17 protein-coding genes and 1 pseudogene are annotated in these 23,701 nt (G+C 66.0%); 9 read left to right on the top strand and 9 right to left on the bottom strand.

Annotation, left to right across the window (positions count from 1 at the left end; all coding sequences use genetic code 11):
* Positions 1-300: 300 nt before the first annotated feature.
* Positions 301-1,092 (top strand): HAD domain-containing protein, encoded by a 792-nt coding sequence (locus ACZJYS_RS01015; protein WP_493175253.1) that lies wholly within the window; start codon positions 301-303, stop codon positions 1,090-1,092.
* A 190-nt stretch (positions 1,093-1,282) separates the two neighbouring features.
* Here ACZJYS_RS01015 and ACZJYS_RS01020 read toward each other — a convergent pair whose 3' ends face one another.
* Positions 1,283-1,816 (bottom strand): hypothetical protein, encoded by a 534-nt coding sequence (locus ACZJYS_RS01020; protein WP_493175255.1) that lies wholly within the window; start codon positions 1,814-1,816, stop codon positions 1,283-1,285.
* A 269-nt stretch (positions 1,817-2,085) separates the two neighbouring features.
* Here ACZJYS_RS01020 and ACZJYS_RS01025 point away from each other — a divergent pair, with 269 nt between their 5' ends.
* Together ACZJYS_RS01025 and ACZJYS_RS01030 are read left to right on the top strand one after the other, a co-directional pair.
* Complete coding sequence (locus ACZJYS_RS01025; RefSeq protein WP_493175257.1) at positions 2,086-2,985, top strand: molybdopterin-dependent oxidoreductase; 900 nt, start codon at positions 2,086-2,088, stop codon at positions 2,983-2,985.
* The gene (locus tag ACZJYS_RS01030) at positions 2,907-3,284 is read left to right on the top strand and encodes a molybdopterin dinucleotide binding domain-containing protein (RefSeq protein WP_493175259.1); all 378 of its coding nucleotides are present in this window, start codon (positions 2,907-2,909) and stop codon (positions 3,282-3,284) included. The genes ACZJYS_RS01025 and ACZJYS_RS01030 overlap by 79 nt, the downstream gene beginning before the upstream one ends.
* 580 nt (positions 3,285-3,864) lie before the next feature.
* On the opposite strand, the gene ACZJYS_RS01035 is transcribed toward ACZJYS_RS01030, so the two are convergent.
* The 3 genes and pseudogenes from ACZJYS_RS01035 to ACZJYS_RS01045 all read right to left on the bottom strand — a co-directional run bounded on the left by ACZJYS_RS01035 (position 3,865) and on the right by ACZJYS_RS01045 (position 6,226).
* Positions 3,865-4,437 carry a hypothetical protein gene (locus tag ACZJYS_RS01035; RefSeq protein ID WP_493175261.1) on the bottom strand — a complete coding sequence of 191 codons (573 nt, stop codon included), beginning with the start codon at positions 4,435-4,437 and terminating at the stop codon, positions 3,865-3,867.
* A gap of 563 nt (positions 4,438-5,000) precedes the next feature.
* Positions 5,001-5,218, bottom strand: a pseudogene (locus ACZJYS_RS01040) (IS5/IS1182 family transposase); the annotation flags it as partial.
* A gap of 750 nt (positions 5,219-5,968) precedes the next feature.
* The gene (locus ACZJYS_RS01045; protein WP_493175263.1) at positions 5,969-6,226 is read right to left on the bottom strand and encodes a hypothetical protein; all 258 of its coding nucleotides are present in this window, start codon (positions 6,224-6,226) and stop codon (positions 5,969-5,971) included.
* A 359-nt stretch (positions 6,227-6,585) separates the two neighbouring features.
* Here ACZJYS_RS01045 and ACZJYS_RS01050 point away from each other — a divergent pair, with 359 nt between their 5' ends.
* The 4 genes from ACZJYS_RS01050 (at position 6,586) to ACZJYS_RS01065 (ending at position 13,230) form a co-directional block, all read left to right on the top strand.
* Positions 6,586-8,889 (top strand): TnsB C-terminal domain-containing protein, encoded by a 2,304-nt coding sequence (locus ACZJYS_RS01050; RefSeq protein ID WP_493175265.1) that lies wholly within the window; start codon positions 6,586-6,588, stop codon positions 8,887-8,889.
* On the top strand, positions 8,886-9,989 hold the full coding sequence (locus ACZJYS_RS01055; RefSeq protein WP_493175267.1) for a TniB family NTP-binding protein: 1,104 nt from the start codon (positions 8,886-8,888) through the stop codon (positions 9,987-9,989). Before ACZJYS_RS01050 ends, ACZJYS_RS01055 begins: the two co-directional genes overlap by 4 nt.
* The gene (locus ACZJYS_RS01060) at positions 9,986-11,776 is read left to right on the top strand and encodes a TniQ family protein (protein ID WP_493175268.1); all 1,791 of its coding nucleotides are present in this window, start codon (positions 9,986-9,988) and stop codon (positions 11,774-11,776) included. Before ACZJYS_RS01055 ends, ACZJYS_RS01060 begins: the two co-directional genes overlap by 4 nt.
* 404 nt (positions 11,777-12,180) lie before the next feature.
* Entirely contained in the window at positions 12,181-13,230 is a 1,050-nt protein-coding gene (locus ACZJYS_RS01065; protein WP_493175270.1) for a hypothetical protein, read from the top strand.
* Positions 13,231-13,724: 494 nt separating this feature from the next.
* Here ACZJYS_RS01065 and ACZJYS_RS01070 read toward each other — a convergent pair whose 3' ends face one another.
* Complete coding sequence (locus ACZJYS_RS01070) at positions 13,725-16,235, bottom strand: heavy metal translocating P-type ATPase (RefSeq protein WP_493175272.1); 2,511 nt, start codon at positions 16,233-16,235, stop codon at positions 13,725-13,727.
* Positions 16,236-16,402: 167 nt separating this feature from the next.
* Between ACZJYS_RS01070 and ACZJYS_RS01075 the strand changes: the two genes are divergently transcribed.
* On the top strand, positions 16,403-16,834 hold the full coding sequence (locus ACZJYS_RS01075) for a MerR family transcriptional regulator (RefSeq protein WP_109518840.1): 432 nt from the start codon (positions 16,403-16,405) through the stop codon (positions 16,832-16,834).
* Positions 16,835-16,996: 162 nt separating this feature from the next.
* Here ACZJYS_RS01075 and ACZJYS_RS01080 read toward each other — a convergent pair whose 3' ends face one another.
* Positions 16,997-17,353, bottom strand: coding sequence for a hypothetical protein (locus ACZJYS_RS01080; RefSeq protein ID WP_109518841.1), 357 nt, complete (start codon positions 17,351-17,353; stop codon positions 16,997-16,999).
* 71 nt (positions 17,354-17,424) lie between these two features.
* Positions 17,425-18,552 carry a DNA polymerase III subunit beta gene (gene dnaN, locus ACZJYS_RS01085; RefSeq protein ID WP_493175275.1) on the bottom strand — a complete coding sequence of 376 codons (1,128 nt, stop codon included), beginning with the start codon at positions 18,550-18,552 and terminating at the stop codon, positions 17,425-17,427.
* 122 nt (positions 18,553-18,674) lie between these two features.
* Here dnaN and ACZJYS_RS01090 point away from each other — a divergent pair, with 122 nt between their 5' ends.
* Entirely contained in the window at positions 18,675-19,370 is a 696-nt protein-coding gene (locus ACZJYS_RS01090; RefSeq protein WP_493175277.1) for a UdgX family uracil-DNA binding protein, read from the top strand.
* Between the two features lie 7 nt (positions 19,371-19,377).
* Here ACZJYS_RS01090 and addA read toward each other — a convergent pair whose 3' ends face one another.
* Positions 19,378-22,884 (bottom strand): double-strand break repair helicase AddA, encoded by a 3,507-nt coding sequence (gene addA / locus ACZJYS_RS01095; protein WP_493175279.1) that lies wholly within the window; start codon positions 22,882-22,884, stop codon positions 19,378-19,380.
* A partial coding sequence (locus tag ACZJYS_RS01100) for a PD-(D/E)XK nuclease family protein (protein WP_493175281.1) occupies positions 22,874-23,701 on the bottom strand: 828 nt, incomplete at its 5' end. The genes addA and ACZJYS_RS01100, both read right to left, overlap by 11 nt.

Below are 23,701 nucleotides of genomic sequence, written 5' to 3' on the forward strand. Positions count from 1 at the left end.
CCGCTTCTGTGACTTGCTGGCTGGTCCGTGCAACGCCAACCTTCCTGCAGACGAGAACCCGGGGGGAGTGGTCGGAGATGAGGCAGACCCTGCAATTCTTTGCCGGAGGTTGCCTTCGCTGCCCGCCCGGGCCACTCAGAGGCAGCGGTGGCCCCGCCGGTGGGGCTGCATGAGCCGAAGTTGTGCTCGTGGACAAGTGCCGTTGCTGACGGCGCTCCGCAATCCTCGGCCCTGTCAGGGTATCCGGAGCGCCGCCCCGGGTAGCTACCGCATGCTGCTGGTGCCGAAGGGTAGGAAGAGATGACAACGCCAATCCTTTTCCTCGACATCGACGGGGTGCTGCTCTCGGGGCGTGCCTGGCTGCTGCCGGTGAACCGGCGCCTGCAGGCAGAGGGAGCAAAGCTAGCAAGGCAGGAGGCGAGCAAGCTGATCGGCCGCGAGGCGGTGTTCGACGCGTGCGCGGTCGCCCTGGTTAGCCGGATCTGCGAGGCGACCGGCGCCCGCATCGTGGTCGCCAGCTCGTGGCGGTACACCGTCGGCTACGAGCAGACCCTGGCGAAGCTGCTGGAGCAAGGATTGCCCGAAGCCATGTTGCACGAGGACTGGGCCTGCCCGATGGCTCGCTTCAGCACGCCGACGAAGCTTTCTGACATCGAGTACTGGCTTGAGGAGCACGGCGTCACCGATCCCGGCAGTTGGCTGGTGCTGGACGACGAGGACATTGTTCCCGGTGCCACGATGAGGACCGATGCCCTGGATGGGGTGGGCGCCAGGGATGCTGCGGCGGCGGTCCGGTATCTGGGCGGCACTGACCCAGGGCTTGGCGTCCGCGCACTGGCTGAGGCCGATATGAACTTGGTGCTCGAATCCTTTTGTGGCGACAGGATTGCGGCGTGCCGGTGGCTGGAGGGAGTTGATACCCGGACGCCCCGTAGCCAAAGACCTTCCGCGTTCATCGCAAGGGGTGAGCGGAGCGAGGCACTCAGGCATCTGTCAGCACTGACAGGTGCCGACAGCATGAGCAGGGCACCTCTGCCTGGAGATATCCAATCGCCTTCCGACACCCAGAGCCTCGGCGACTTCGAGCAATGATGGATTGGTCACGCCATCGCGCATCATCGCTTGCTTAGCTATCAGCAGGGCTGCCACGACATCTCGGACTTGCTGCCGGTCGACCTCGGGAACGTGGTCGAAGAAGGTGATCGGGCAATCGGCCGTGTTGTTGGCACGCTGACCGACCTGAGGTTCCGGTGCGTCCTTCGAAGTGTGCCGGACAACCGTGTCAGAAAGGGACGTCATCGGTGTTCCTCCTCGAGGAGATGCTCTTCACCACATCGAGTGCGATAAGTACCTCGTTAAGAGAACCGAAAATTTCCCTGATTGCCTGAACTCCGGCCTCCGTGGCCTCGTCGCGCATTGGTGGAGGGCAAGCACTACGGACGGCCTCGAACATCTCCTGAGAAGCTTGGTCTGCATCGCCTCGGTCGACGATCTCGGCCATGTAGACGAAGCCGTGATGGTGGTGCAGATACCGCGATGCGCACTCCAGAGCCTCGAGGTTGCTTTCGAGGCTGCGGGTGATCTCCGCAATGGATGGCCGGTGTCCACTCAGCAGGCTGTCGCCTTCTGACATCAGCATGGCGCGCAGTCGCTGCGTACCGGCGAGCGCTTTCCGAAGCAGCTCCAGGGATGCGGGTGCTTCAGTGCGACTATCTGCAGCGAGCATCGCCAACGTGCAGGTGCCTTCGAGGACGCGAAGTGCTTCGGCGACTGATGCACGCTCCACCAGATCACTCTCAGCGCCGTCGACATTCATGACCGCACCTCCGGAGTTACTGCTGCTGAGGGTCAGCCGTGGCAGGCTGAGTGTTGCTGTCGAGCCGACGAACCGTCTCGCACCCACTTGTGCCGGTGCGAGGTGGTTGATGCAGGATCGGGGTGACGATGTTGCCCATGAACCATGGTCTGGTACGCGTCCCAGAGACGTCAAGCATTATAAGTACGAAGACGAACGGCGCCTCCGCTGTCAACGACTGTTGGCGAACCGATGGTGTGGTTGGTTTGCCAAAGCCAGAGAGCTAGGTCATGAAGCCACCGATGTTGGGATTGACGGGTTTCGCAGAGCAGGACGTTCTCTCTCTTGTATTGGCCGACACCCACGTCACCGGAGTCGTGGCACTGGTTTGCCGCCGTCCAATGCTCGAGTACCAGCGCCGGACCAACATGGTGAAAGAGGCGATGGACTTCGTTCCCGCCGGTGATCGCATCGCCCAAGTGGAGGCCATCATGAAGGCTATCAGCGCAGACGTGGACATCGTGCCGACCCAAATCGGCTCCTGCGCGCACGTCGTCCTCCCGGCGGCGACCTCGGGCGAGATGAACCTGACCTCCTTGAACGGCGAGCGCCGCATGCGCCTCACCGAGCGCTATATGGATCCGCCGGGCAACGCGGTGCCGAACTGCCTCATTGTCGCTCGCCTGGCGCAGGTCCTAGAGCGCTCCTTCTGCGCCGCCGGGAACGCTGCGGTGGCCGACCGCTTCCAGGGCTACGACTGGAAGACAGAGGAGGACGCGTTCATGCGCGGCTACCATCTGCAGGAGAATGGCGGGGAGTTCGTCACCTACGGCCGCCTACGCGCCATGGGCACCAACGGCTTCCAGGAACCCGCGGTCGGGCTGGAGACCACCGGCGCAGTGGCTGGCGGTACGACCACCGGCGCCTCGCCCGGCATGGTGGTGCAGGGTCCCGCCGTCGAGGGCGCCCGCGGCCGCGAGCCGGTGCAGCAGGCGGCGCCGAACGCCGCTGCGACCGGCACCTCGGCGGCGGCGTCCGGCGGCAGCGAGCGGATCCTCGGCACCAGCGTCTCTACGCCGACGGCAAGTTCAACCGGCCGGACGGCAAGGCGGTGTTCGCCACCACCGGGTGGCGGGGGCTGCAGGCCGCGGGCAAGCAAGCCGAGAAGGATTCCCACCGCTTCCTGGTGAACAACGGCCGCGCCAACCACGTCTGGCAGTCCGCCTACCTGGACCAGCACAACGACTTCGTCCGCGACCGCTTCCCGTACTCTTACATCGGCATGAACCCGGACGACATGGGCGAGCTGGCGCTGAAGCCGGGCGACCTAGTCGACGTCTACAACGGCACCGGCGCCACCCAGACTGTCGCCTGGCCGGAGGGGGGCCTCGGCCGCAATCCGACCTTCATGCTGTTCGGCTACCTGACCGGCGTGCAAGGCAACTGTGGTCAGCAAAGCGACCAACGAGTCGATCATCCCGAACCATAAGCAGACCTGGGTCAACATCTGGAAGCTCAGCGACGCACCGGATGCCGTCCGCCACCTGACCTGGAAGACCCAGGAATACCGCGTTCAGGCGTAAGGCCGGACATCCGGCGACGCGGCCGTCCAATCGCGTCGCCACGCTACGCTGCCATCGGGAACCTCATGCGATTCCTTGCCTCGGCGGCCCTCTGCCTGCTTCCCTGGCTTTCGCCCAGACCGCCCCTTCGGCGAGCAACTGTCCCGCGGCCAATGCGGCGCCTGCCAAGGTCTGGACAACCGATACCGCGTCGGCCCCGCCCTCGCCGGTGTGTATGGCCGCAAGGCCGCGTCCGTGGAGAACATCCGCTACTCAAACGCCATGCGCGCCAAGGGAGCGGAAGGACCGACCTGGGCGATGTAACCCTGCACGCCAACCTGACGTCGCCGCGCCAGATCGTCCCCTGGCACGAGCATGCCGTTAGCGGGTACAAAGGACGCGGGCCGCTTGGCCGAGACGACCGTCAGCCGGTTGCGGCTCGCCACCGCACCGGTGGGAACGGCGTGTCCCTGTCCCGGTAGCGAAGCATGGCTCACTCGGGTGGCTTCACAGGCGCGGGTGCCGTCTGGGCGGTCCTACCGCAGCAAGGCGTCGCCTCGGTTTGCTCAGGCTTCGGTGCGCGGCAGGCCACCTGCGGGGCTGGAGCACACAGCACGACGACGGCGCCTCGAAGTCCGCGGCACCGGGGAGCGTGCAGCCGCCGGTCTCCGGCAGGTCGAGTGCGACCCGGCGCGCGGCCTCGACGTCGCCCGCGAGGAAGGCAGCGATGGAGCGCACCTGCTCGTGGCCGGTGGCCAGCAGGAGGTTCGGTGCCCGGCCGTAGCTGGCCATTCCGGTAACGAAAAGGCCGCCGTCCGGCTGCTGGAACTCGAAGGCGCCATGCGGGCGGACGGTGCCGCAGGAGTGCAGGTTGGGATCGATCAATGGGGCCAGCACACGCGGGCAGTCCAGCGCGGGGTCCGAGTCCATGCGGACCTCGGCAAGGATTTTGAGGTCGGGCTGGAGACCAGTGGCGACCACCATCTGGTCGACCTCGATCGCCCAGCCCTCGAGGGCCATGACCTGCAGGGAGCCACCGGCGCCCCGGCGGACCTCATCCACCGAGAAAGGCGCGAGCAACTCGACGACGCCGGACGCGACGAGGTGCCGCAGCCACTGGCCCAGGGCGAAGCGCTCCGGCAGTTGGTCGGCCGCGCCGACGCCTTAGGCCCGCGCCTGGTCCGCGGTGCAGGCCGTCCAGAGGACGGCGGTGCTTGGCGCCTGGGCGGCCAGGCTGGCGAGGTCGATGAGGGTGCCGACGGCGGAGTGGCCGAGCCGACCAAAAGGATGCGCTACCCGGCGCACCGGCCGCGCTCGGCACCGAGGACGTCGGGCATGCCGGAGGCACCGGCCGGGCCCGGGTTGCCCCAGGTGCCGGTGGCCACGATCACGGCGCGGACGGGGAGGCGGCCCTCTCGACCATCGACCTGAAGCCCGACCCCGAAGGGCTGTTCCTCGCGCCGACGTTCCGAACCTTGCCCGCGCGCTGTCAAGAGACGCGGGTGTTCAGGCTAAGGTGGGCGGCAATGCCTGGGATCGCGGCGAGCGGCGCTGGGTAACGGTGGACGAGCTCGCGGCCCGACGGGAAGCCGTCAGGCTCCGGCGCCGTTCATCCGTGGCGGCCAGCGCCCGGTCAGACGCTCTTTCCCTGCCCCTCGCACAAAGCGATTGTACAGCGTCTGGCAAGGGCCATCGCTGACGGGCGCATCAACCCAGCGACCACTAGATGCAGCACCTGGTTAACGCCGGTGATCACCCGCCGATCATCCACACGCGGCACATCACGCAACTTGTTTGGTAGGAGCTGTGCCAAGCGCTGCGACTGCGACAGCCGATCTGTCAGATAGAACATTCCGCTCATCGCGCTCACCTCAACACGACCACAACCAGTAGGAATGCGGCATTGATGTAAAGTTCCCACATTCGTGAACTAGGAATATAATTATGATAAGCCGGTATATGTGCCTGCAGATAGGAAGGTAAGCTTACCCTTAATCCGGCCTTATCCTTGAAGAATAAAAGCTAATTGCGAGTCCTTCTATCATTTGTGATTTAATTCAGGAAAACTGGTTAAACTCTCCCTATGACTAAAGGGATACTTGGTGACATCGCAATAAACCTGTGATCTCGTTGCTTCTGTCCAATGCCTTAGAAGCTCGGGATGCTTGGTGTGTTCAGAAGATACAATGAGTTGTTCGACCTGGACTAGGTTTGTGGAGAAGATAGCAGTGGGTTCTCCATAAATTATCTGTCGGGAATCGAAATAACGCTGAGAAAGGTTGTGGAAATGGAAACAGAAAAACCCTCTTCCTTGTGCGACGCCGAATGGCTCTCGGCGATGTTGTTAAGTATCCAAGAAAACGGTCTTCCACAGCGGCCAGCGGCAAAGGCATTGCCACCTACTGATCGCCGGTGGACGGATACGGCTGGCTGCTCTCCGCTGGATGCCCGGTGCGCGTTGCTCCGGAGGCATCATGACCTGGACTGGCTTCCTGAGGTGCAAGATCTGCCGATCCTGAAATCACGACGACACCGTCCGCCGTTTGGAAGGGGTATCAAGAAGGAATTCACAAGCGCGGTTACCGGTCGAGACATCTTCGCGCACTCCTCATTAGAGTTCGACGTACTGCGAACTCTCGAGCTTGACTGCGCTGTGGAAAACTACATCGAGCAGCCTTTCCTGCTTCGGTACGTTCGCGATAACAAGGTTTGCTTCGCAAAACCTGATATCCTTGTATGCCGCAGTGGTCGCTTGGAATGCATTGAAGTCAAGTTCGAAGCTGATGCCGCCGACGAAGGGAAATGGCTGGCGATAGGTGAGGCTCTCGTGGGGCTTGGTTTTACCTACCAGGTGCTGACCGATCGGCATGTCAGACGTGAGCCACTACACCGGAACGTGCGGACAATCTTCAATCATCGTCACCGTGCACATCGGCTGAGCCGCTCTGCAGCGCAAGAGGTCTTAGATGCCGTGCGATCCCACGGGTCGGCTACAATCGCCGATCTAGAGGTCCACTACAATGTCGTCTTTGAGGACGTGTGCTTCCTCATTCGACATGGGTTGCTGTCATGCGATCTGTCCGCGGGCCCTCTTGATCCGCAAAGCGTAGTTCGCTGGAGCGCGCGCTGCCTGAAAGATCCGTGGCAAGCTCGCAAGTAGGTACGCACAGGATCACCCATCCAGAAGGCGTTGCGAAACGAAACATGTCGTAGACGTGGAGGCTTCGCGTGGCTCTCCTGAGGTTCAAGACTGGCGCGGAGGTCACAATCAAGACTGTGCCCTACCGCTTTGTCGAGTTCATTGATCTGGGCCGTCCAGGAGATGCTCCTGGTTGGTTGATGAGACGCTTGGACGGCAGGGGAACGGACCACTTCCCAGTCTCAGAGTTGAAGCGTCTCTATGATCAGGGACATCTAAAGGCGCTGCATACGGTGGAGAGCGGCCAAGCTGTCGATGCCGAAGTTGCGAGGCGCCATCGAATACACGTGTCGAACGACTTGCCGCCCGCAGACCGGCGAAGGCGACAGGTACGGGCTGAGTTCATTGAGCGGGTTGAAGCCCGTGCTGGGTTCAGCGGCGCTCACGCGAAACTTGGAACGCGTGAAGACGGAAGGCCAGATACGCCACTTCAGCGGGCGCTCGACCAAGTCAGCCATGAAATGCGTGACGACCTACAAGGGCTCGGTCTGCATGACCGAAAGAGGCGAGTGGCAGGCAGTGAAGCCCCTGTGCCGAGTGACCCAGTGGGCAAACCCGGAGACGTTGATCCAAGTGAGCCCCATATCATCGTCGATATGTCGACGTACTACCGCTGGAAGAGAAAGTACGATGGAGAGGATAAGCGTGGCCTCGAAGGTAATCATGCAGCTCGGGGAAACCGGAACCAGCTGAACCCGAGGGTTCGTGAGGCTGCGCTGAAGCACATGGCGCATGTGATCGAGCAGGCGAAGGACAAGCGTGGGGTCGGCAGGCGTGCAACGGTGACGATGGCCGATATTAAGAGTGGAATTGACGTTGCCTTGGCGCCAGATCGGCTCCTCAGCCCTGAGCTCGCCGACGTACTGAAGGCGCCGTCTCTTCCAACCCTTTATCGAATCTGGAATAGCTTTCCGGCGTTCGACCGAGCTGTCGCCACCGAAGGACTCTCGAGGGCTCGAAACAAGTTTCGCTTCATCCGTGGTCATGAGGGACCTCAAGCTCCTTACGAAGTCGTAGAGTACGACGAGACATCGCTTCCATTCATGTTCATCGATGAAGTTCATGGTGTCCCCCTTGGCCGGGCAAACCTGTGTGCTGCCCTATGTGTCGCCACACATGTCTGCGGCGGGTTCAACCTCTCGTTCGAGCCGTTCAGCGACATGACACTCATGAGCACACTGCGACATGCGGTATCGCTCAAATCCTACGTGCGTGATGAGTACCCGCAGATCAAGAACGAGCTGGTGCCAGGAGGTATGTTTCGCTGCATCGGGATCGATAATTCGAAGCAGGCCTGGGGAACAACCCTGAAGCAGGTGGCGCATACACTCGATTGCGACCGGATGTGGCTGCCGCCTCGAACACCATGGTTCAAACCGATAATCGAGGGGTTCTTCAATCTTCTAAATCAATTACTACTTCAGTACCTACCAGGATTCGTGCTTAGCACAAAAATCGATTCTAGTGATTATGATCCGAAGGTTAATGCCTGCATCGGTTTGCGCCAGTTCATCTTTCTGTTCCACGCTTGGCTTTGTGACGTCTACCACCTGAGGCCTCAAGAAGGCTTGGGACATCGATCCCCGAACGCAAAATGGTTTGAAGCGCTTGCACATGGGGAGCCAGGCCTACTTGATTCCGCTGACGACGTCGCTTCGCTATTTGGCGTCGTTCGGAACGGCATTCTGGACCACCGCGGCGTGCGATTCATGAATATCCGCTACGGCGGACCAGAACTAGAAGGCTTAGTAATTTCTGGCGGAACGCAGCAGATGGTCCGCTTCAAGATAGATCCTGGCAACCTCCTTCATGTTCGAGTGTGGCATCCGCGGATCAAGGACTGGGTCGTGGGTGAAGCCTACGAACGCCATTATGCGGATGGTCTCAGCCTGTATGTACATAAACTTGTTCAGGCAGATATTAGGCGGCGGGGTCTTGAGGAGAATGCTGCAAGCCGCGCCGCGAGCCTCCAATATCTGAAGGGGCTGGTTGCCGAATCCCTACCGCAGGTGATGCAGATTGGATCCGGCGCAGCCATAGCACGTGCTCTCGGCCTGAACTCTGATCACCTGATCCGCCCTATAGATGCAACTGGCAGGCTGGCTGCTCCAAGCGGGCCCTTCGAAGGGCAGGCGCGCAATCCTGTTGTACTGCCGCACTCTTCACCAATGCAGACGGTAGTAGAACCAGACTACTCGAAGCAAGCTGAGGCCTCGCATCCTAATTCTCAGGGTGGCACTGCTGCACCAGCGCGTCCGCGGCCCAGGCGCACGCTGCGTGCGGATGACAGCATAGCCCACATTTCAACCGTAATCGGAAAGAGAAACACATGACGGTCGCTCAAACTGTCTCGTTGCAGGCATATACGGCGTTCACTCGCAAGCTCGTCCCACACCGACGTTTCAAGCAGGCGCTCGATGCGGTCACTGAGGCCATGGCTTATGCCGGGGCCGAGGACGAACCTATGAACTTGATGCTAACTGGGCCTTCAGGTGTTGGTAAGAGCACCCTTGTCCGAAATCTGATGGCCCTGCACCCTGTGATACGTGATGGTGTGCGCGTGCAAATGGCCGGTGTCCAAGATGGGACGGCCGACCGAGTGCCCTTGCTGACATTCGAATTCCCATCGGCTCCAACAGACGTAAGTGTTGGGCGTAGGATTCTACAGGCATTGGGAGACCCACGTTGGAGGCTTGGGGATCGAGATGAGCTAACTGACAGAGTTCACCACCTTATCCGCGTTTGCGGCGTCAAAGCCCTTCTTGGTGATGAGGCCCAGCGCATGGTTGACCGAGCTGGTGAGGTTCGTCAGGAGAAGCTAGCTGAATGGCTGAAAGAACTTCACGCAAATACAGGTATCGTTATAGTGTTGGTTGGACTCGGGCGTCTACGTCACCTCATCGAAAAGGACCAGCAATTCAAGCGCCGCTGGGAGGACGAGATACGGATCGAGCAGTACCGTTGGACTGATATCAAGGGTGTCTCGGTCGACGAGGATCAGGAGGAGTTCATTGCTGTTGTTGCAGCGCTCCTCGAAGCTTCGCCTACCCCGATTGCCGAGGAACTCAGTCTCGATGACGATGACAACGCAATTGTTCACTCGAGGGCTCTGAGATTTTATTATGCCAGTTGGGGGATTACTGGATACGTTGTAAAATTGCTTCGTAAGGCAAATCGACTTGCTAGGAGAGCGGGAGGCGAGCACGGCATAATCGACCTTGCTTTGCTAGAGCGAGCCTTTGAGGAAGCATTCGGGACTAAAGGGGGTAAGAAAAACCCGTTTGCGAAGGGTTGGGAGCCATTCCTCCGCAAGGGGGTACCGAATCTTCCGCCACCACTGGAAGATGATGGTACCCTTCTAACGTATAAGCGTCGTCGCCAGACTGTGCGCGATAAGGCACACGACCTTCGAAAAAGCCTGTCGAAGGGATGAGTGAAGTGAGCAGCACCTCTAGGCTTGTTGTCCGCATTCTTCCCGTCGGGGAGGACGAGAGTTTGGCGGGATATCTGCTTCGTGCAGCTGCAGCCAATGCGTACCGGAGTCCGGCTTGGCTGCTGCACAGCTGTGACGAACGTCGGCAGATCGGTGAGCAACACTCGTTGGCAACACTAGCTGGGCTCATGGGTGCCGACACAGACTTACTTGGATTGGCGAAACATTTTTCCGCTGACGCTTCTTCAGTAATGGTCGACGTCACACATCCAAAGATTTGTGTTGCGTGCGTCGGTAGTGCCGCATGGCTGCGTCGGTCATGGGATAATCGGCTGTTCTTGGCTTGTCCAGAGCACAAGTTGCTCCTGTTGGATGTCTGTCCGGCTTGCAACATGCGTCTGACTTGGTTCCGGAAGAGTATCACGCATTGCGCTTGTGGATTCGATCTGCTTGCTTCGAGGCCAAGCGATGCGCCACCCGAACTCGTTGAACTTGCCTCATTGATTGACGATTATGCATGTGGTCGGCCATCAGCTTCAACCACAGCTCCAGTACAGGATGCTGATACGGCCGCACGACTGGTCTGGTTCTTTGCCTCAGATGTCGCTAGCGGATCTCACGGTTGGCGTAGCTTCTACATGTCGAAGCCACCAGTGCTAGCTATGGTTCCGCCGGTGATGAGTGCGGCGCCTGTGCTGCTTGACTGGCCTCGCGGGTTGCATACTTGGCTATCGGCACGAACGCATCCAGACCCGGAAGGAATTGGAGTGCGGGCTGTGTTTGGGCCGGTGCTACATAGAATGCTGAAGAGCTTATCTGGGCATAATTTCGGCTTCTTGCATAACGAAGTACGTACCTGGCTCGCTCGCTGGGAAGGTGGGATGGTAAGATCATGGTCGCCCCTATACGCCCCGCGCGCGAGCGATGGAGTGATTCCCGGTGCTGAGGCTGCTCGGCGACTCGGTGTTGCAGGGGCACGCATCAACGGACTAGTCTCTTCTGGCCTTCTGGAGGCGCGAACGGCGCTGTCAGGGAAACGCACCTTCCATCTGATTCGTGCTTCCGACGTAGATGCTCTAGGTGCTCGCTGCGCAGGTGCAAGCACGCTTGATGTTACTGCTGATAGGCTGGGTATAAGCCAAGGACAGCTAAAACGTCTTGTTCGCGCAGGACTGCTCCCGTGTATCCGAAATCCACCTCGTCGGCGGCCGGGAATTTACATTGAGCCCGCCGAGATAGAGGTTCTTCGCAATAAGCTCTACGAGAGGTGTGGGTCTTCACGGGCACCCGACGATACAGCCACACTCGCGCTGCTTTCTACTCGTGCGTACGCATGCTTTGCCTCGGCAGTTGACGCTGTGTTAGCAGGCCGGATTTGTCTGTGGCGGAGCGGTCTATCCGGTGAACAGCCTCTCTTTGCGCAGTTCGCAGTGAAGTCTGGAAGGTACGAAGGAAGCGATGTCTCTTCCCTAAGCGTTCGAGCGGCCGCTGCAGCATTATGCATGTCCGTTCGGATGATGCCGCGGCTAGTCGAAGCAGGATTGATTGAGACAACGGCTGAATCCAAGTCACGCACTATCGGGAGGCGGTCAATGCGGAGAAACTCGGTAGAAGCTTTCAAACAGCAGTACGTCACGGCAGCTGAACTGGCTCGCGCTTCCGGAACAAGTACGCGCCTGGTTGCGCGTCGGCTCGCGACCACTGGCATCCTTCCAGTCCTGCCTAGTGACAAAGATCGGGGGTTATCCGCGGTTTGGCGACGAGCAGACTGCTTGGTGCCGTGGTGAGCGATGCCCGGCTCGTTGTTCGTGCGGATCCCGAGCCCGATGAATCAAGATTGGGGTTCGCACTACGGCTCTCGTCATTGAATGGGTACCGTTCACCGAATTGGTTACCACGCGAGAAGACAGGAGCCTCGCCAACTGAACGTCTTCCGGCGCGGCGTGGATGGACTACCCTTCACGGTTCACGGGTTCTGACTCTCGCTGAGGTCGATCGGCTACACCCGAAAGTCTGTCCCCATTGTCTGCGTACGCGGGGTATCTTGCCCTTCATGTGGGAGCTGACCTTCTGGACGGCCTGCCCACTGCATGGTTCCCGCATGGTCCACAAATGTCCCAAATGCGGTAAATCACTCTCGTGGCGACGGCGGTATCTGGACGGTTGCTGTTATGAAGGACAGTTATGCAGTGTGAGCACGCCTGCCGTTCCGGTGCCAACATTGGACCTGATGAGTTTACTTGCCTCGCACGTAGGCTTAGCTGCGCCTGCGCCGTCAGAGCAGCTTCGCAACCTCACCGCAAGGTTGGCTTTGGCAGACGTCCTTCAGCTCATTCGGCTACTCGGTCGACTAACTGATCCAACTAGTACTCCTGCCGAGGCAGGTCGAAAAATTCTTCCGCGAATTGCAGAGGTAAAGCTCGACGAAGCTGCTCGGATCCTCTCGAGTTGGCCTCAATCATTGTACGAAGCTTTAGATAAGGCAGGCGGCGCTCACGCAACGAGTGATGTTAGTCTGCGTGCACGATTTGGCGATGCTTACGAGCGGGTAAAAGGGTCCGCGACCGGGCCGCTTGCTTTCGTAGCTAAAGAGTTACAAGCGTATGCGGCATCAGAGTTCAAGGTTGGCCGGTCTCGAGACCGTGAGCTGGGTGAGGCATTGGTGCCGCTGCACCAAGCGCGTATTGGCCTGAATCTTAGCTATGAGAACGCACGGAAGCTCGTGCGACGTGGCGTGCTCCACGTTGTAAGGCAGCGGATGGGTAAGTTCGTCCGTGTCCTGGTGCGCCCTTCGGAACTCGCTCTGGCTGTTCAACAGATGCAGCTCGACACTAGTTTCGTCACAGCTATGGCCTCCCAAGGAGCTTTGTCACGCTCACATGCTGCAGCGCGACTTTCAGTGGGTAAGGCAAACCTCTCAGATATTGTGAAAGCGGGTTTAATCGGTAGTCCAGTGCGAGTAGGGTTTCGTGAGTTTGTAACGGAAGCAGGGATTAATGTCTTATTGAACCGCCTCGAAGCGCTGGCTACCCCTGAAGCGAACTGCTCTGAAGCACATCCGGACGAGGTTACGCTGAGTAACTTCGCTAAGCATACCGATTGCAGTGTGGCTGATCTTTTGGTGGCCGTGCTTTCTCGATCTGGAGCTGTCGTGAGGGTGAATTCCGAGGCGCGGGGAATTGCCCGATACCTTTTCGACAGACGCGCCTTACAAGCATTGCTCCATCCAGCAAACGACTAGTAATTGCTAATCAGTTAGGGAGCCGCAGGCGGTCAAAAAAAGTGTTTTCTTTATTCGGCGGATGCAAAATCATTCGATAATTCGATGAAATCTACTGCATGGACGTTTAGTTTTTCTCGAAGTTGGCGCAATCCATAGCAAAATTCATCTTGTTGTTTGGTGCAAGTAGATGCGCAATTTTTGAGTTACTCGGAGGATATTCTGGCAGTTAATGGATAAATTTTTTATCAAATTCAGAATTCTTCGATCCCGTAAGTAACTGATCCTACGACATCGCGTTTCGCAGATTTTGGGTTTCGGACCAGTGAGGCGCCGCGGACACGGCGAGACGCCGCGCCGGACGGGACGCGGCAAACGCGCGAGCAGCGTGGCCCGGTCCCGCCCGGCCCATGCTGGCCTCTCCGGCCTCCGCCGGCGGGCCTGGGGCGCCGCCCGCGCCGGCTGGCGGGGAGCCGGGGAGAAGGGCGCCGTGGCGACCCGCCGCCGCGCCCTTCTCAGGCCGCGGGCTTCCAGGCCAGCAGCCGCAGCGCGTTCAGCGTCACCAGCACCGTGGCGCCGGTGTCGGCCAGGATGGCGGGCCAGAGGCCGGTGACGCCGAGCAGGGTGGTGACGAGCAGCAGCCCCTTCAGCCCCACCGCGATCCCGACATTGGCCTTCACATTCGCCATTGTGGCGCGCGACAGGCTGACCAGTTCGGCCACGCCCGTGGTCCGGTCCTTGAGGATGGCGGCGTCGGCCGCCTCCAGCGCCACATCCGTGCCGCCCCCCATCGCCACCCCGGCGGAGGCGGCGGCCAGCGCCGGCGCGTCGTTGATGCCGTCGCCCACCATGACCACCGGGCCGGCGGCGCGCAGCGCCGCGATCTCGCGCAGCTTGTCGTCCGGCAGCAGCCCGGCCTTCGCCGTGAGGCCCAGCGGCCCGGCGATGGCTGCGGCGGTGCGGGCATTGTCGCCCGTCAGCATCACTGTCCGCACGCCCAGCCTGGAAAGGGCGGCCACGCCGGCGGCGGCGTCCGCGCGCGGCTCGTCCCGCAGTGCCAGCACGCCGGCCGGCGTGCCATCGGCGAGGACCACCACGGCCGTCTTGCCCTCCGCCTCGAACCGCGCCACCGCCTCCGCCAGTGGGCCGGGCAGCGCCCCGGCCTCCGCCGCGTGGCGCGGGCTGCCGACGCTGATGGCGCGGCCGCCGATCGTGGCGCGGACCGCCCGCCCGGGGATGGCCCCCTGGCCGGAGGCCGCGGGCAGCGCGATGCCGCGCGCCGCCGCCTCCGCCACCACCGCCCGCGCCAGGGGATGGGAGGAACCCTGCTCGGCGCCGGCCGCCAGGGCCAGGAGCTCCGCCTCCGGCAGGCCCGCCGCCGGCAGGATGTCGGTCACCCGGGGCCGGCCCTCGGTGAGCGTTCCGGTCTTGTCGAAGGCCACCGTCCTCGCGCCGCCGATCGCCTCCAGCGCCGCGCCGCCCTTGATGAGCAGGCCCCGCCGGGCGCCGGCCGAGAGGCCGGAGGCCATGGCGGCGGGAACCGAGATCACCAAGGCGCAGGGGCAGGCGATGAGCAGCACCGCCAGGCCGCGATAGACGCTCTCCCACCAGCTCCAGCCCAGCAGGAAGGGCGGCAGGAGGATGACCAGCAGGGAGACGGCCATCGCGCCCGGCGTCCACCAGGCGGAGAAGCGCTCGATGAAGCGCTGCGTCGGCGCGCGAGAGGCGGTGGCCTCCTCCACCATGCGGATGATGCGGGCGATGGTGTTGTCGGCGGCGGCGCGGGAGACCCGCACCCGCAGCGCCCCGTCGGCGTTGATGGAGCCGGCCAGGACGGCCTCGCCCGGGCCGCGCGGGACCGGCACGCTCTCGCCGGTGACGGGGCTTTCGTCGAGGGCGGAGCGGCCCTCCTCGACAAGGCCGTCGCAGGGCACCCGCTCGCCGGGGCGGATGAGGACGAGCTCGCCCACGGCCAGGGCGGCGGAGGGCACCGGCTCGGCCGTGCCATCGGCCCGCAGGCGGAGCGCCGTGCGCGGCATCAGCCCGGCCAGGGCCTTGATGCCCGCCCGGGCGCGGCCCGCCGCCACGTTCTCCAGCAGCTCGCCGACGGCGAAAAGCAGCACCACCATTGCCGCCTCCTCCGCCGCACCGATCAGGGCGGCGCCGATGGCGGCCGTGACCATCAGCGTCTCGATGGAGAAGGGGGAGCCGGCGCGCGCCAGGGCGAAGGCGCGGCGGCCGAAGGGAATCACCGCCAGGGCGGTGGCGGCCAGGAACAGCGGATAGGCCCAGCTCTCGGCCACCGCCAGGGAGAGGGCATGGGCGCCGAGGACCAGCGCCCCGAGCAGCCAGACCAGCCGCGCCTTGGCCGTGGCGTACCAGGGCCTGGCGGCATCGGCCGGGTCTTCGTGGTCGGCATGGGAATGGCCGAAGGCGCCTGCCCCGGCATGGGCGTGGCCGTACCCCGCATGGCCATGCGCGTGGTCCTGCGCCGGGTGGCCGTGCCCCTGGCAGCCATCATGCTCCTGCGGGGGGAGCGCGCCGGCAGGCTGCCCGGCCGGCGCCAGGGGGCGGGCCGTGTAGCCCAGGCCCGCGAGCGCGCGCGGGATGGCCGCCGCCTCCGTCCCGCCCGGCGCCAGCCGCAGGGTGAGCCGCTCCGCCATGAGGTTGACGCTGACCGCCGAGACGCCGGTCAGGCGCCCGAGCGCGGCTTCGACCTTGGCGGCGCAGCCGGCGCAATCCATGCCCTGCACATGCCACGCGAGGGGGAGGGCCTCCGGCGTGGCCTCCAGCCGGGTGGCCTGGAAGCCGAGCGCCGCGACCTGTGCCTCCACCGCCTCGGGCACAGCGGCGCCGGGGGCGAGGGTGGCCCTGAGCCGCTCGGCCATCAGGTTGACGCTGACCGCGCTGACGCCGGGCAGGCGCGAGACCGCCTTCTCGACCTTGGCCACGCAGGAGGCGCAATCCATGCCGGACACGCGCCAGCTGATCTCCCGGTTGTCCTCTTCGCTCCCTCTGCCGTCCATGGCTCCAACTCCTGCTGACGGCGCCTCAGATAGGACTTCCAGCCACTGGAGGTTCAAGGGAAGATCGGCCGGAGGCGGAATTTCGGTGCCGCCCGCCCGCCGGCATCCGGGCGCGGGGCTGGGTGCCGGGGCTTCCGCGCACCATCTTATCCGGCATGGAGAACACGATGCGGCAGATGGGCATCGGCGACCTGTCCCGGCTCACGGGGGTCAAGCCGACGACGATCCGGTGGTACGAGGCCGAGGGATGGCTGCCCCCGCCCGCCCGCACCGAAGGCGGCCATCGCAGCTACGGGGAGGCCCATCTCCGGCGGCTGGGCTTCATCCGCCATTCCCGCGAGCTCGGCTTCCCGATGGCCGATATCCGCGCGCTTCTCGCGCTCGCGGACCGCCCCCGCGACGAATGCTCGGCGGCGCACGCGATCGCCACGGCGCAGATCGCCGAGATCGACGCCAGGCTGCGCCGCCTGCAGGCGCTCCGGAGCGAGCTGGAGCGCATGGCGCAGGGCTGCGAGGGCGGGCAGGTCGGGGAGTGCCGCATCATCGAGACCCTCTCCGACTTCGCCCACGGGCATTGCGCCCATCCCGGGCACGGCTGAGCCGGCCTGGCCACGGCCAGGATGCCCCGGCTGCGGGGCCTCCCGCCCTCATGCGCCGGCGCTCCGCCGGGCTGTGCGCGGCTATGCCGGTCCAGGCCTCGCCGCCCGCCGCGCGGGAGGTGGCGGATAACGGGGGGGGGCGGGAAGGCGCCGGAGGCCCGCTCAGCGCCGGCGGCGCGCCAGGTTCAGGCCGCGCGTCACCGCCCAGACGCCCACCAGCAGCATCAGGGCCAGGGTCACGGTGTAGAACACGGCGCCGGATTTCTCCCGCCCGTGGATGAGGTAGTCGGCGTTCTCGGCCAGCAGGCCGGCCACCAGCCCGCAATAGCCGGCCCAGGCGGCGATCATCGGCGGCGTCTCGTCGTGGCGGGCGCGCCAGGCGGCCCAGAGGAGCGCGGCCGCCACGGCCAGCTCGTCCAGCGCGAGGGGGATGAAGGTGGGGGTGCCGGCGCGGCGGGCGATCTCGCCCCCCGCCATCAGCACCGCCAGGCCGATGGCCAGGATCTGCAGGGTCTTCATGGTCGGGTAACCTAAAGAAAAAGCCGGGGCGGCGCTGCCCCGGCCTGTTCCTCGCCCGGATGGCGGTGCGCTCAGACGCGCATCGGCATCAGCACGTAGAGCGCCTCGGGCTTGGAGGCGTCCACCACCACGGTGGGGGCGGAGCCGTCGGCGAAGCGGAACTCCACCTTGCTCTCGATCTGGTCGGTGATGTCGGCGAGGTAGCGCGCCTGGAAGCCGATCTCGATCGGGCCGTTGCCGTAGGAGACGGCGCCGCCATCCAGCTCCTCCTCCGCCTGGCCCTGGTCGGGGCTGCTGGCGGTCAGCGTCAGGCTGTCCTGCTTCAGGCTCAGCTTCACCGGGCGGGAACGCTCGGAGGAGATGGCGGCCACGCGGGAGACGGCGTCGGCGAAGGCCTTCTTGTCCACCGTCAGGATCTTGTCGTTGCCGCGCGGGATGACGCGCTCATACTCGGGGAAGGTGCCGTCGATCAGCTTGCTGGTCAGGTGCACGGCGCCGAAGGTGAAGCGGATCTTGGTGTCGGAAAGCCGCACCTCGATCGGGTCTTGCGCCTCGTCGGCCAGCTTGCGGATCTCGTTGACCGTCTTGCGCGGGATGATGACGCCCGGCATGCCGGCGGCGCCCTCCGGCAGCGGCTCCTCCACGCGGGCCAGGCGGTGGCCGTCGGTCGCCACGGCGCGCAGCACGGGCTGCCCTTCCACCTCGGTGGCGTGCAGGTAGATGCCGTTGAGGTAGTAGCGCGTCTCCTCGGTGGAGATGGCGAACTTGGTGCGGTCCACCAGCTCGCGCAGCAGCGAGGGGGCGAGGTGGAAGCTGTGCGGCAGCTTGCCCTCGGTCATCGAGGGGAAGTCCTCCACCGGCAGCACCATCAGCGAGGTGGCGAAGCGGCCGGCGCGCAGCGCCAGCGGCGCGTCGCCGCCCGCATGGTCCAGCTCCACCTTGGCGGCATCCGGCAGCTTGCGGACAATCTCGTACAGCGTCGCAGCCGGCGCGGTGGTGCGGCCGGTGCGGGTGACGGTGACGCCCGGCACCGCCTCGACGATGGCGATCTCCATGTCCGTCGCCGTCAGGGTCAGGGCGCCGTCCTGCGCGGCCAGCATCACGTTGGCGAGGATGGGGATGGTGTTGCGCCGCTCCACCACGCTCTGCACATGCGCGAGCGCCTTGAGCAGCACCGCCCGGTCCACCGAGAACTTCATGGCTTGAGCAACCCCCACGCGCCTGGAATCGAGAGAAGGCGCCCTCTCTACCAGCCGGAAAGTGCCGGGGAAAGGCGCCGCGCGCGGAACCGCCGCCGGGCTTGCGCATTCCTCATCCAGCCATGACACCGCCAGACAGCGACGCCCCCGCTCCCGCCATCCCCATCCCCACGGCCGAATGGGCCACCGGCCGCCCCGCCGTGCCCGGCGAGGGGCCGCGTGGCGCCCCCCTGATGTTCGTGGGCGAGCAGCCGGGGGACGAGGAGGACCGGCAGGGCCGCCCCTTCGTCGGCCCTGCCGGCCGGCTGTTCACCCAGGCGCTGGAGGAGGCGGGCGTCGAGCGCGGCGCCGCCTACGTCACCAACGCGGTGAAGCATTTCAAATATACCCAGCGCGGCGCGCGGCGGCTGCACCAGAGCCCGGATGCGGGTGACATCAAGCTCTACCGCCCCTTCCTGCTGGCGGAGGTGGCGGCGGTGGCGCCGCGCTTCCTGGTGGCGCTGGGCGCCACCGCCACCCAGGCGCTGATGGGCCGCAAGCTGCCGATGCTGAAGCTGCGTGGCCAGGTCTTCGAGGCGCCGGAGGAACTGCCGGCCGGGCTGCCGGTGATGCTGACCGTGCACCCCAGCTACCTGCTGCGCCTGCCCGACCCCGAGCTCAAGAAGCGCGAATACGAGCGCTTCGTGGCCGAGCTGCGCTTCGCCGGGCAGGCGGCGCGCGGCGAGATCCGCCGCAACGCCGGCGGCGCGCCGGAAGCACCGCCGAAGCCGGCCCAGCCGGAGCCAGCCAAGGGCGGGCAGGGGATGCTGCCGCTCTGAGCCGCCCTCAGGCCGGCTCGTAGCGGTCCAGCACCGCGCCGGGCAGCTGCATGATCCGCGCCGACCAGGTCCAGAGCAGCCAGCACTCCACCGCCCGGCCTGGGAAGACCTGCCGCAGCAGCGCGCGGTAGGAGGCCATCTGCCGCAGGTAGAGGCCCGGCACATCCTCCACCCGCTCGGGCGGCGGGCGGTTGGTCTTGTAGTCCAGCACCAGCACCCGGTCGGGGGTGATCAGCATGCGGTCCACCTGGCCGGCCAGCGGCAGGCCATTCACCCGCCCGGCCAGCGGCGCCTCGGCCAGGCTGCCGGGGCCGAAGGCGTCGCGCAGCGCCGGCTCGTCCAGCAGGCGCAGCACCTCCGCCAGGGTCTCGGCCCGGTCCTGCTCGCCGAGGCCATGGCCGGTGCGGCCGAGGAAGCGCTCGGCCACCGCGGCGCGCTCGGCCACCGGATAGTCCGGCAGGTGCTGCAGCAGCGCATGGATCAGCCGGCCGCGGCGGAAGCGCTCGCCCGTCGGGTCGGCGCGGCCATGCGGGGCGGCGGTGGGCGTCTCCTCCTCGCCGGGCAGGGCGGAGGGGGAGAGGGTCAGCGCCTCGCTCTCCGGCGCGGCGGGGCGGTGGATCCACTCCGGCAGCGGGCCTTCCTCGCCGGGGTGCTCGGGCTCCGACTCGGCGCGCGGCGGGGCGGCCTGCGCGCTGGCCAGCCGGCGCAGCGGCCCGGCGAAGCTGGCCATGGGCGGGGCGCCGAACTCCTCCGGCGCGAAGGGCATCTCCTCCTCCCCCTCCAGCCGGGCGAAGCCCTGCGCCACGAGGTCGTACCAGCTGCCGGGCTTCGGCTCGCCCCAGGCGCAGACCAGCAGCCGGTCCTCGGCGCGGGTGAGCGCCACGTAGAGCAGGCGGTTCTCCTCCGCCTCGCGCGCCGCGTTGTCGGCCTCCATCAGCGTGGTCCAGGCGGGGGCGAAGAAATCCTTCCGGTTGCGCGGCGCCCAGTAGGGCAGGGGCGGCTCCGCCTCGTCCCACCGCACCGGCTTCTCGCCCCGCCCGCTGCCGACATCGGGCAGGATGACGATGGGCGCCTGCAATCCCTTGGAGCCGTGCGCCGTCATCAGCCGCACCGCGTCGGCGCCGGACTCGGCCTCACGCTTCACCTCGGCGCCACCCCGCCGCAGCCAATGAACAAAACCCTGCAGGCTGGGCGGGTGGCGGGATTCGTAGCTGAGGGCGGCGTTCAGCACCTCGTCCAGCGGGTCGGCGGCATCGGGGCCGAGGCGGGCCAGGATGCGCGCCCGCCCGCCATGCTCGCCCAGCACCTCGGCCAGGATGGAGTGGGGCGTGGCGAGGTCGGCGCGGTCGGCAAGGTCGGCCAGCCACTCGGCGGCGCGGCCGGGGGCGGTGTCCTGGCCGCGGTGCTCCAGCAGGCGCCACCACAGCGGCTGGGTGCGGGCGCGCGCCAGGTCGCACAGCTCCGTCTCGGAGACGCCGCAGAGCGGGCTCTTGAGCAGCGCCGCCAGCTGCAGGTCGTCCTCCGGCAGCAGCAGCACGTCGATCAGCGCCAGCAGGTCCTGCACGGCGATCTGCTCGATCAGCCGCATCCGGTCGACGCCGCCCACCATCACGCCACGCGCCTTCAGGGCGCGGACCAGCAGGTTGGAGAAGCCGGTGCGCCGGCGCAGCAGCACCAGGATGTCGCCCGGGCGGACGCGGCGGCCGCCGCGCGCCGGCAGCGTCTCGTGCCGCACCATGTGGGCGATGCGCGCGGCGAGCGATTCCGCCATCAGCGCCTCGGCATCCGCCTCGGCCACCGGCTCGTCCGGCACGTGCCAGGGCTCGAGCGTGGCGTTGCCGGGCTTCACCAGCGGCGGCCACAGCTCCACCAGCCCGGCATCGGCCTCGCGGTCGGCGCGGTGGCGGAGCGTGTCGCCTTCCTCCACCACCCCGCGCCGCGCCGGGCCGTCGGCGAAGACGGCATCGACCAGCGCCAGCACCGGCGCCGTGGAGCGGAAGGAGACGTTCAGCGGCACGGCGGCGAAGCTCCCCCCCGCCGCCTGCACCGCCTGCGCGAAATGCGCCTCCCACCGGGCGAAGCCGGCGGCGTCGGCGCCCTGGAAGCTGTAGATGGACTGCTTCTCGTCGCCCACCGCGAAGATGCTGCGCGGCGGGCCCTCCTCGCCCTCGGGGCGGGTGCCGAGGCCGGAGAAGAACTCCTCCGCCAGCCGCGCCGCGATCTCCCACTGGTAGGCGTTGCTGTCCTGCGCCTCGTCCAGCAGCAGGTGGTCCAGCCCGCCATCGAGCTTGTAGAGCACCCAGGCGCTGCCGGGGTCGTAGAGCAGGGCGCGGGCGGCCTGGATCAGGTCGTCGAAATCCACCGCGCCGATGCGCGCCTTGCGCGCCGTGTAGGCCTCCAGCACCGGCTGGGCCAGCGCCAGCAGCGCCAGGCTGGCGGCGTGCAGGCGCCAGGCCTTGCGGCTTTCCTCCAGCGCGAAGACCCGCTCCGCCTCGGCCGCCAGGATGGACTGCGCCTCCTCGTGCCGGTCCCGCAGCCCGCCCTTGGTGGCCAGCGACTTGCGCGGCGTGCCCTCGGCGGCGGTGAGGAAGATGGCCGTCCATTCCTCCCAGCGCGCCGCGCGGGCGCCCTCGGGCAGGTCCATCCAGGCCTTCATCGTCTCGCCGCGGGCGCGGTCGTTGGCGTTGCCGCTGCCGCGCAGTAAAGCGGCGGCGCGCACCAGCTCTTCCCGCGCCGCGCCGCGCGCCGCCTCGGCCACCGCCTCCACCTCGCCGCCCTCGGCCGGCAGGCCGAGGCGGCGGCGCAGCACCGCGTCGCTGCCGCGCACGCCCCCGGCGGCGGCGATGGCGGCGCCCAGCCGCTCGCGCTCCTTCACCAGGGTGCGCAGGGTCTCGGAGAAATCCTCGGGCGAGCCGAGGCCGGCCATGGCCTCGATGGCGTCGGCCGGCAGCCGGCCGGAGGCGAGGGTGGCCTCGCGCGCCTCGGCCAGCATGGTGGCGGCCTCCGTCTCCTCGATCAGGCTGAACTGTGGCGGCAGCCCCGCCTCCAGCGGGAAGCCGCGCAGCAGCGACTGGCAGAAGGAATGGATGGTGGCGATGCGCATGCCGCCCGGCTGCTCCAGCACCTCGGCGAAGAGGGCGCGGGCGCGGCGGCGCAGCGCGGCATCGGGCGCCTGGCCGGTCAGGTCGTGCAGGCTGCGCGTGAGCGTCTCCTCATCCGCCACCACCCACTCGCCGAGGCGGCGGGCCAGGCGCTGCGCCATCTCGGCGGCGGCGGCCTTGGTGAAGGTGAGGCAGAGGATGCGCCCCGGCCGCGTGCCCGGCCGCAGCAGCAGGCGCAGCACGCGGTCGGTCAGCACCTTGGTCTTGCCCGAGCCGGCGGAGGCGCCCACCCAGGCCGAGGCGTCGGGGTCCGAGGCGCGGCGCTGCGCCGCCTGTGCGGCGGCACGCGGCGAGAGGGCGACGCCGCCGGCGCGCTCGCCATCCGGCGGGGCTTTGCAGGGATCAGGCCTCATCGGTGTTCCCCCATTCGGCGACGCGGGCCAGGTGGTCGTGGTCGGTGCGCACCGGCTTGCGGCGCGGATGCGGGCGGGCGATGAAGCGCCGCTCGCCCAGCAGGAAGTCCCGCAGCAGGGCGATGGTGTTGTCCAGCGCATCGGCCGCCAGGGCCTCCGGCTCGCCGGCGACCGGCTTCACCGCGCCCGGCGTGCCGCCGCCGGTGAGCCGCCAATGGGCGAGCGCCGAGACGGGGCGCGGCTCCACCCCCTGGAAGCCGCCCGCCGCGGCGATCGCCGCCTCCAGCGGCATCTGCGGCGCGCGGCCATCCTGCACCTCCTTGTTGGAGGGCGGCGTGCCGGTCTTGTAGTCGATGATGGAGAGGGTGCGGTCGGCCAGCAGGTCGATGCGGTCGGCGCGCACCTTCAGGCGGAGCTGGCCCTGGGCGAGGTCGAGATGCCCCGGCACCTCGGCATGGCGGGTGCGGACAGGCTGGCCGCGCTGCATCGCCTCCTCCTGCGCCACGACGAAGGCGCCGATGCGCGAGAGGCGCGGCCGCCAGAAGGCCAGCAGGCCGGGGCGGGCGGCGGCCTCCTCCAGCGCCGTCTCGGCGGCCTCCTCAAACCATTCGAGCGCGGTGGCGGCGCCGGGCCAGCCGCCGGGGGCGGTCTCCAGCCGGCGGGTCCAGCGCGCCATCGCCTCATGCACCATCTGGCCGTAATCGGCGGCGCCCACCTCGGCGTCCAGCGGGTCGAAGGGCACCAGGCGCAGCACGCGGCGGGCATAGTAGCCATAGGGGTCAGCCATCAGGTCCGCCACCTCGGTGACGCTTATCTC

It is taken from the genome of Roseomonas sp. TS2 (assembly GCF_058833935.1).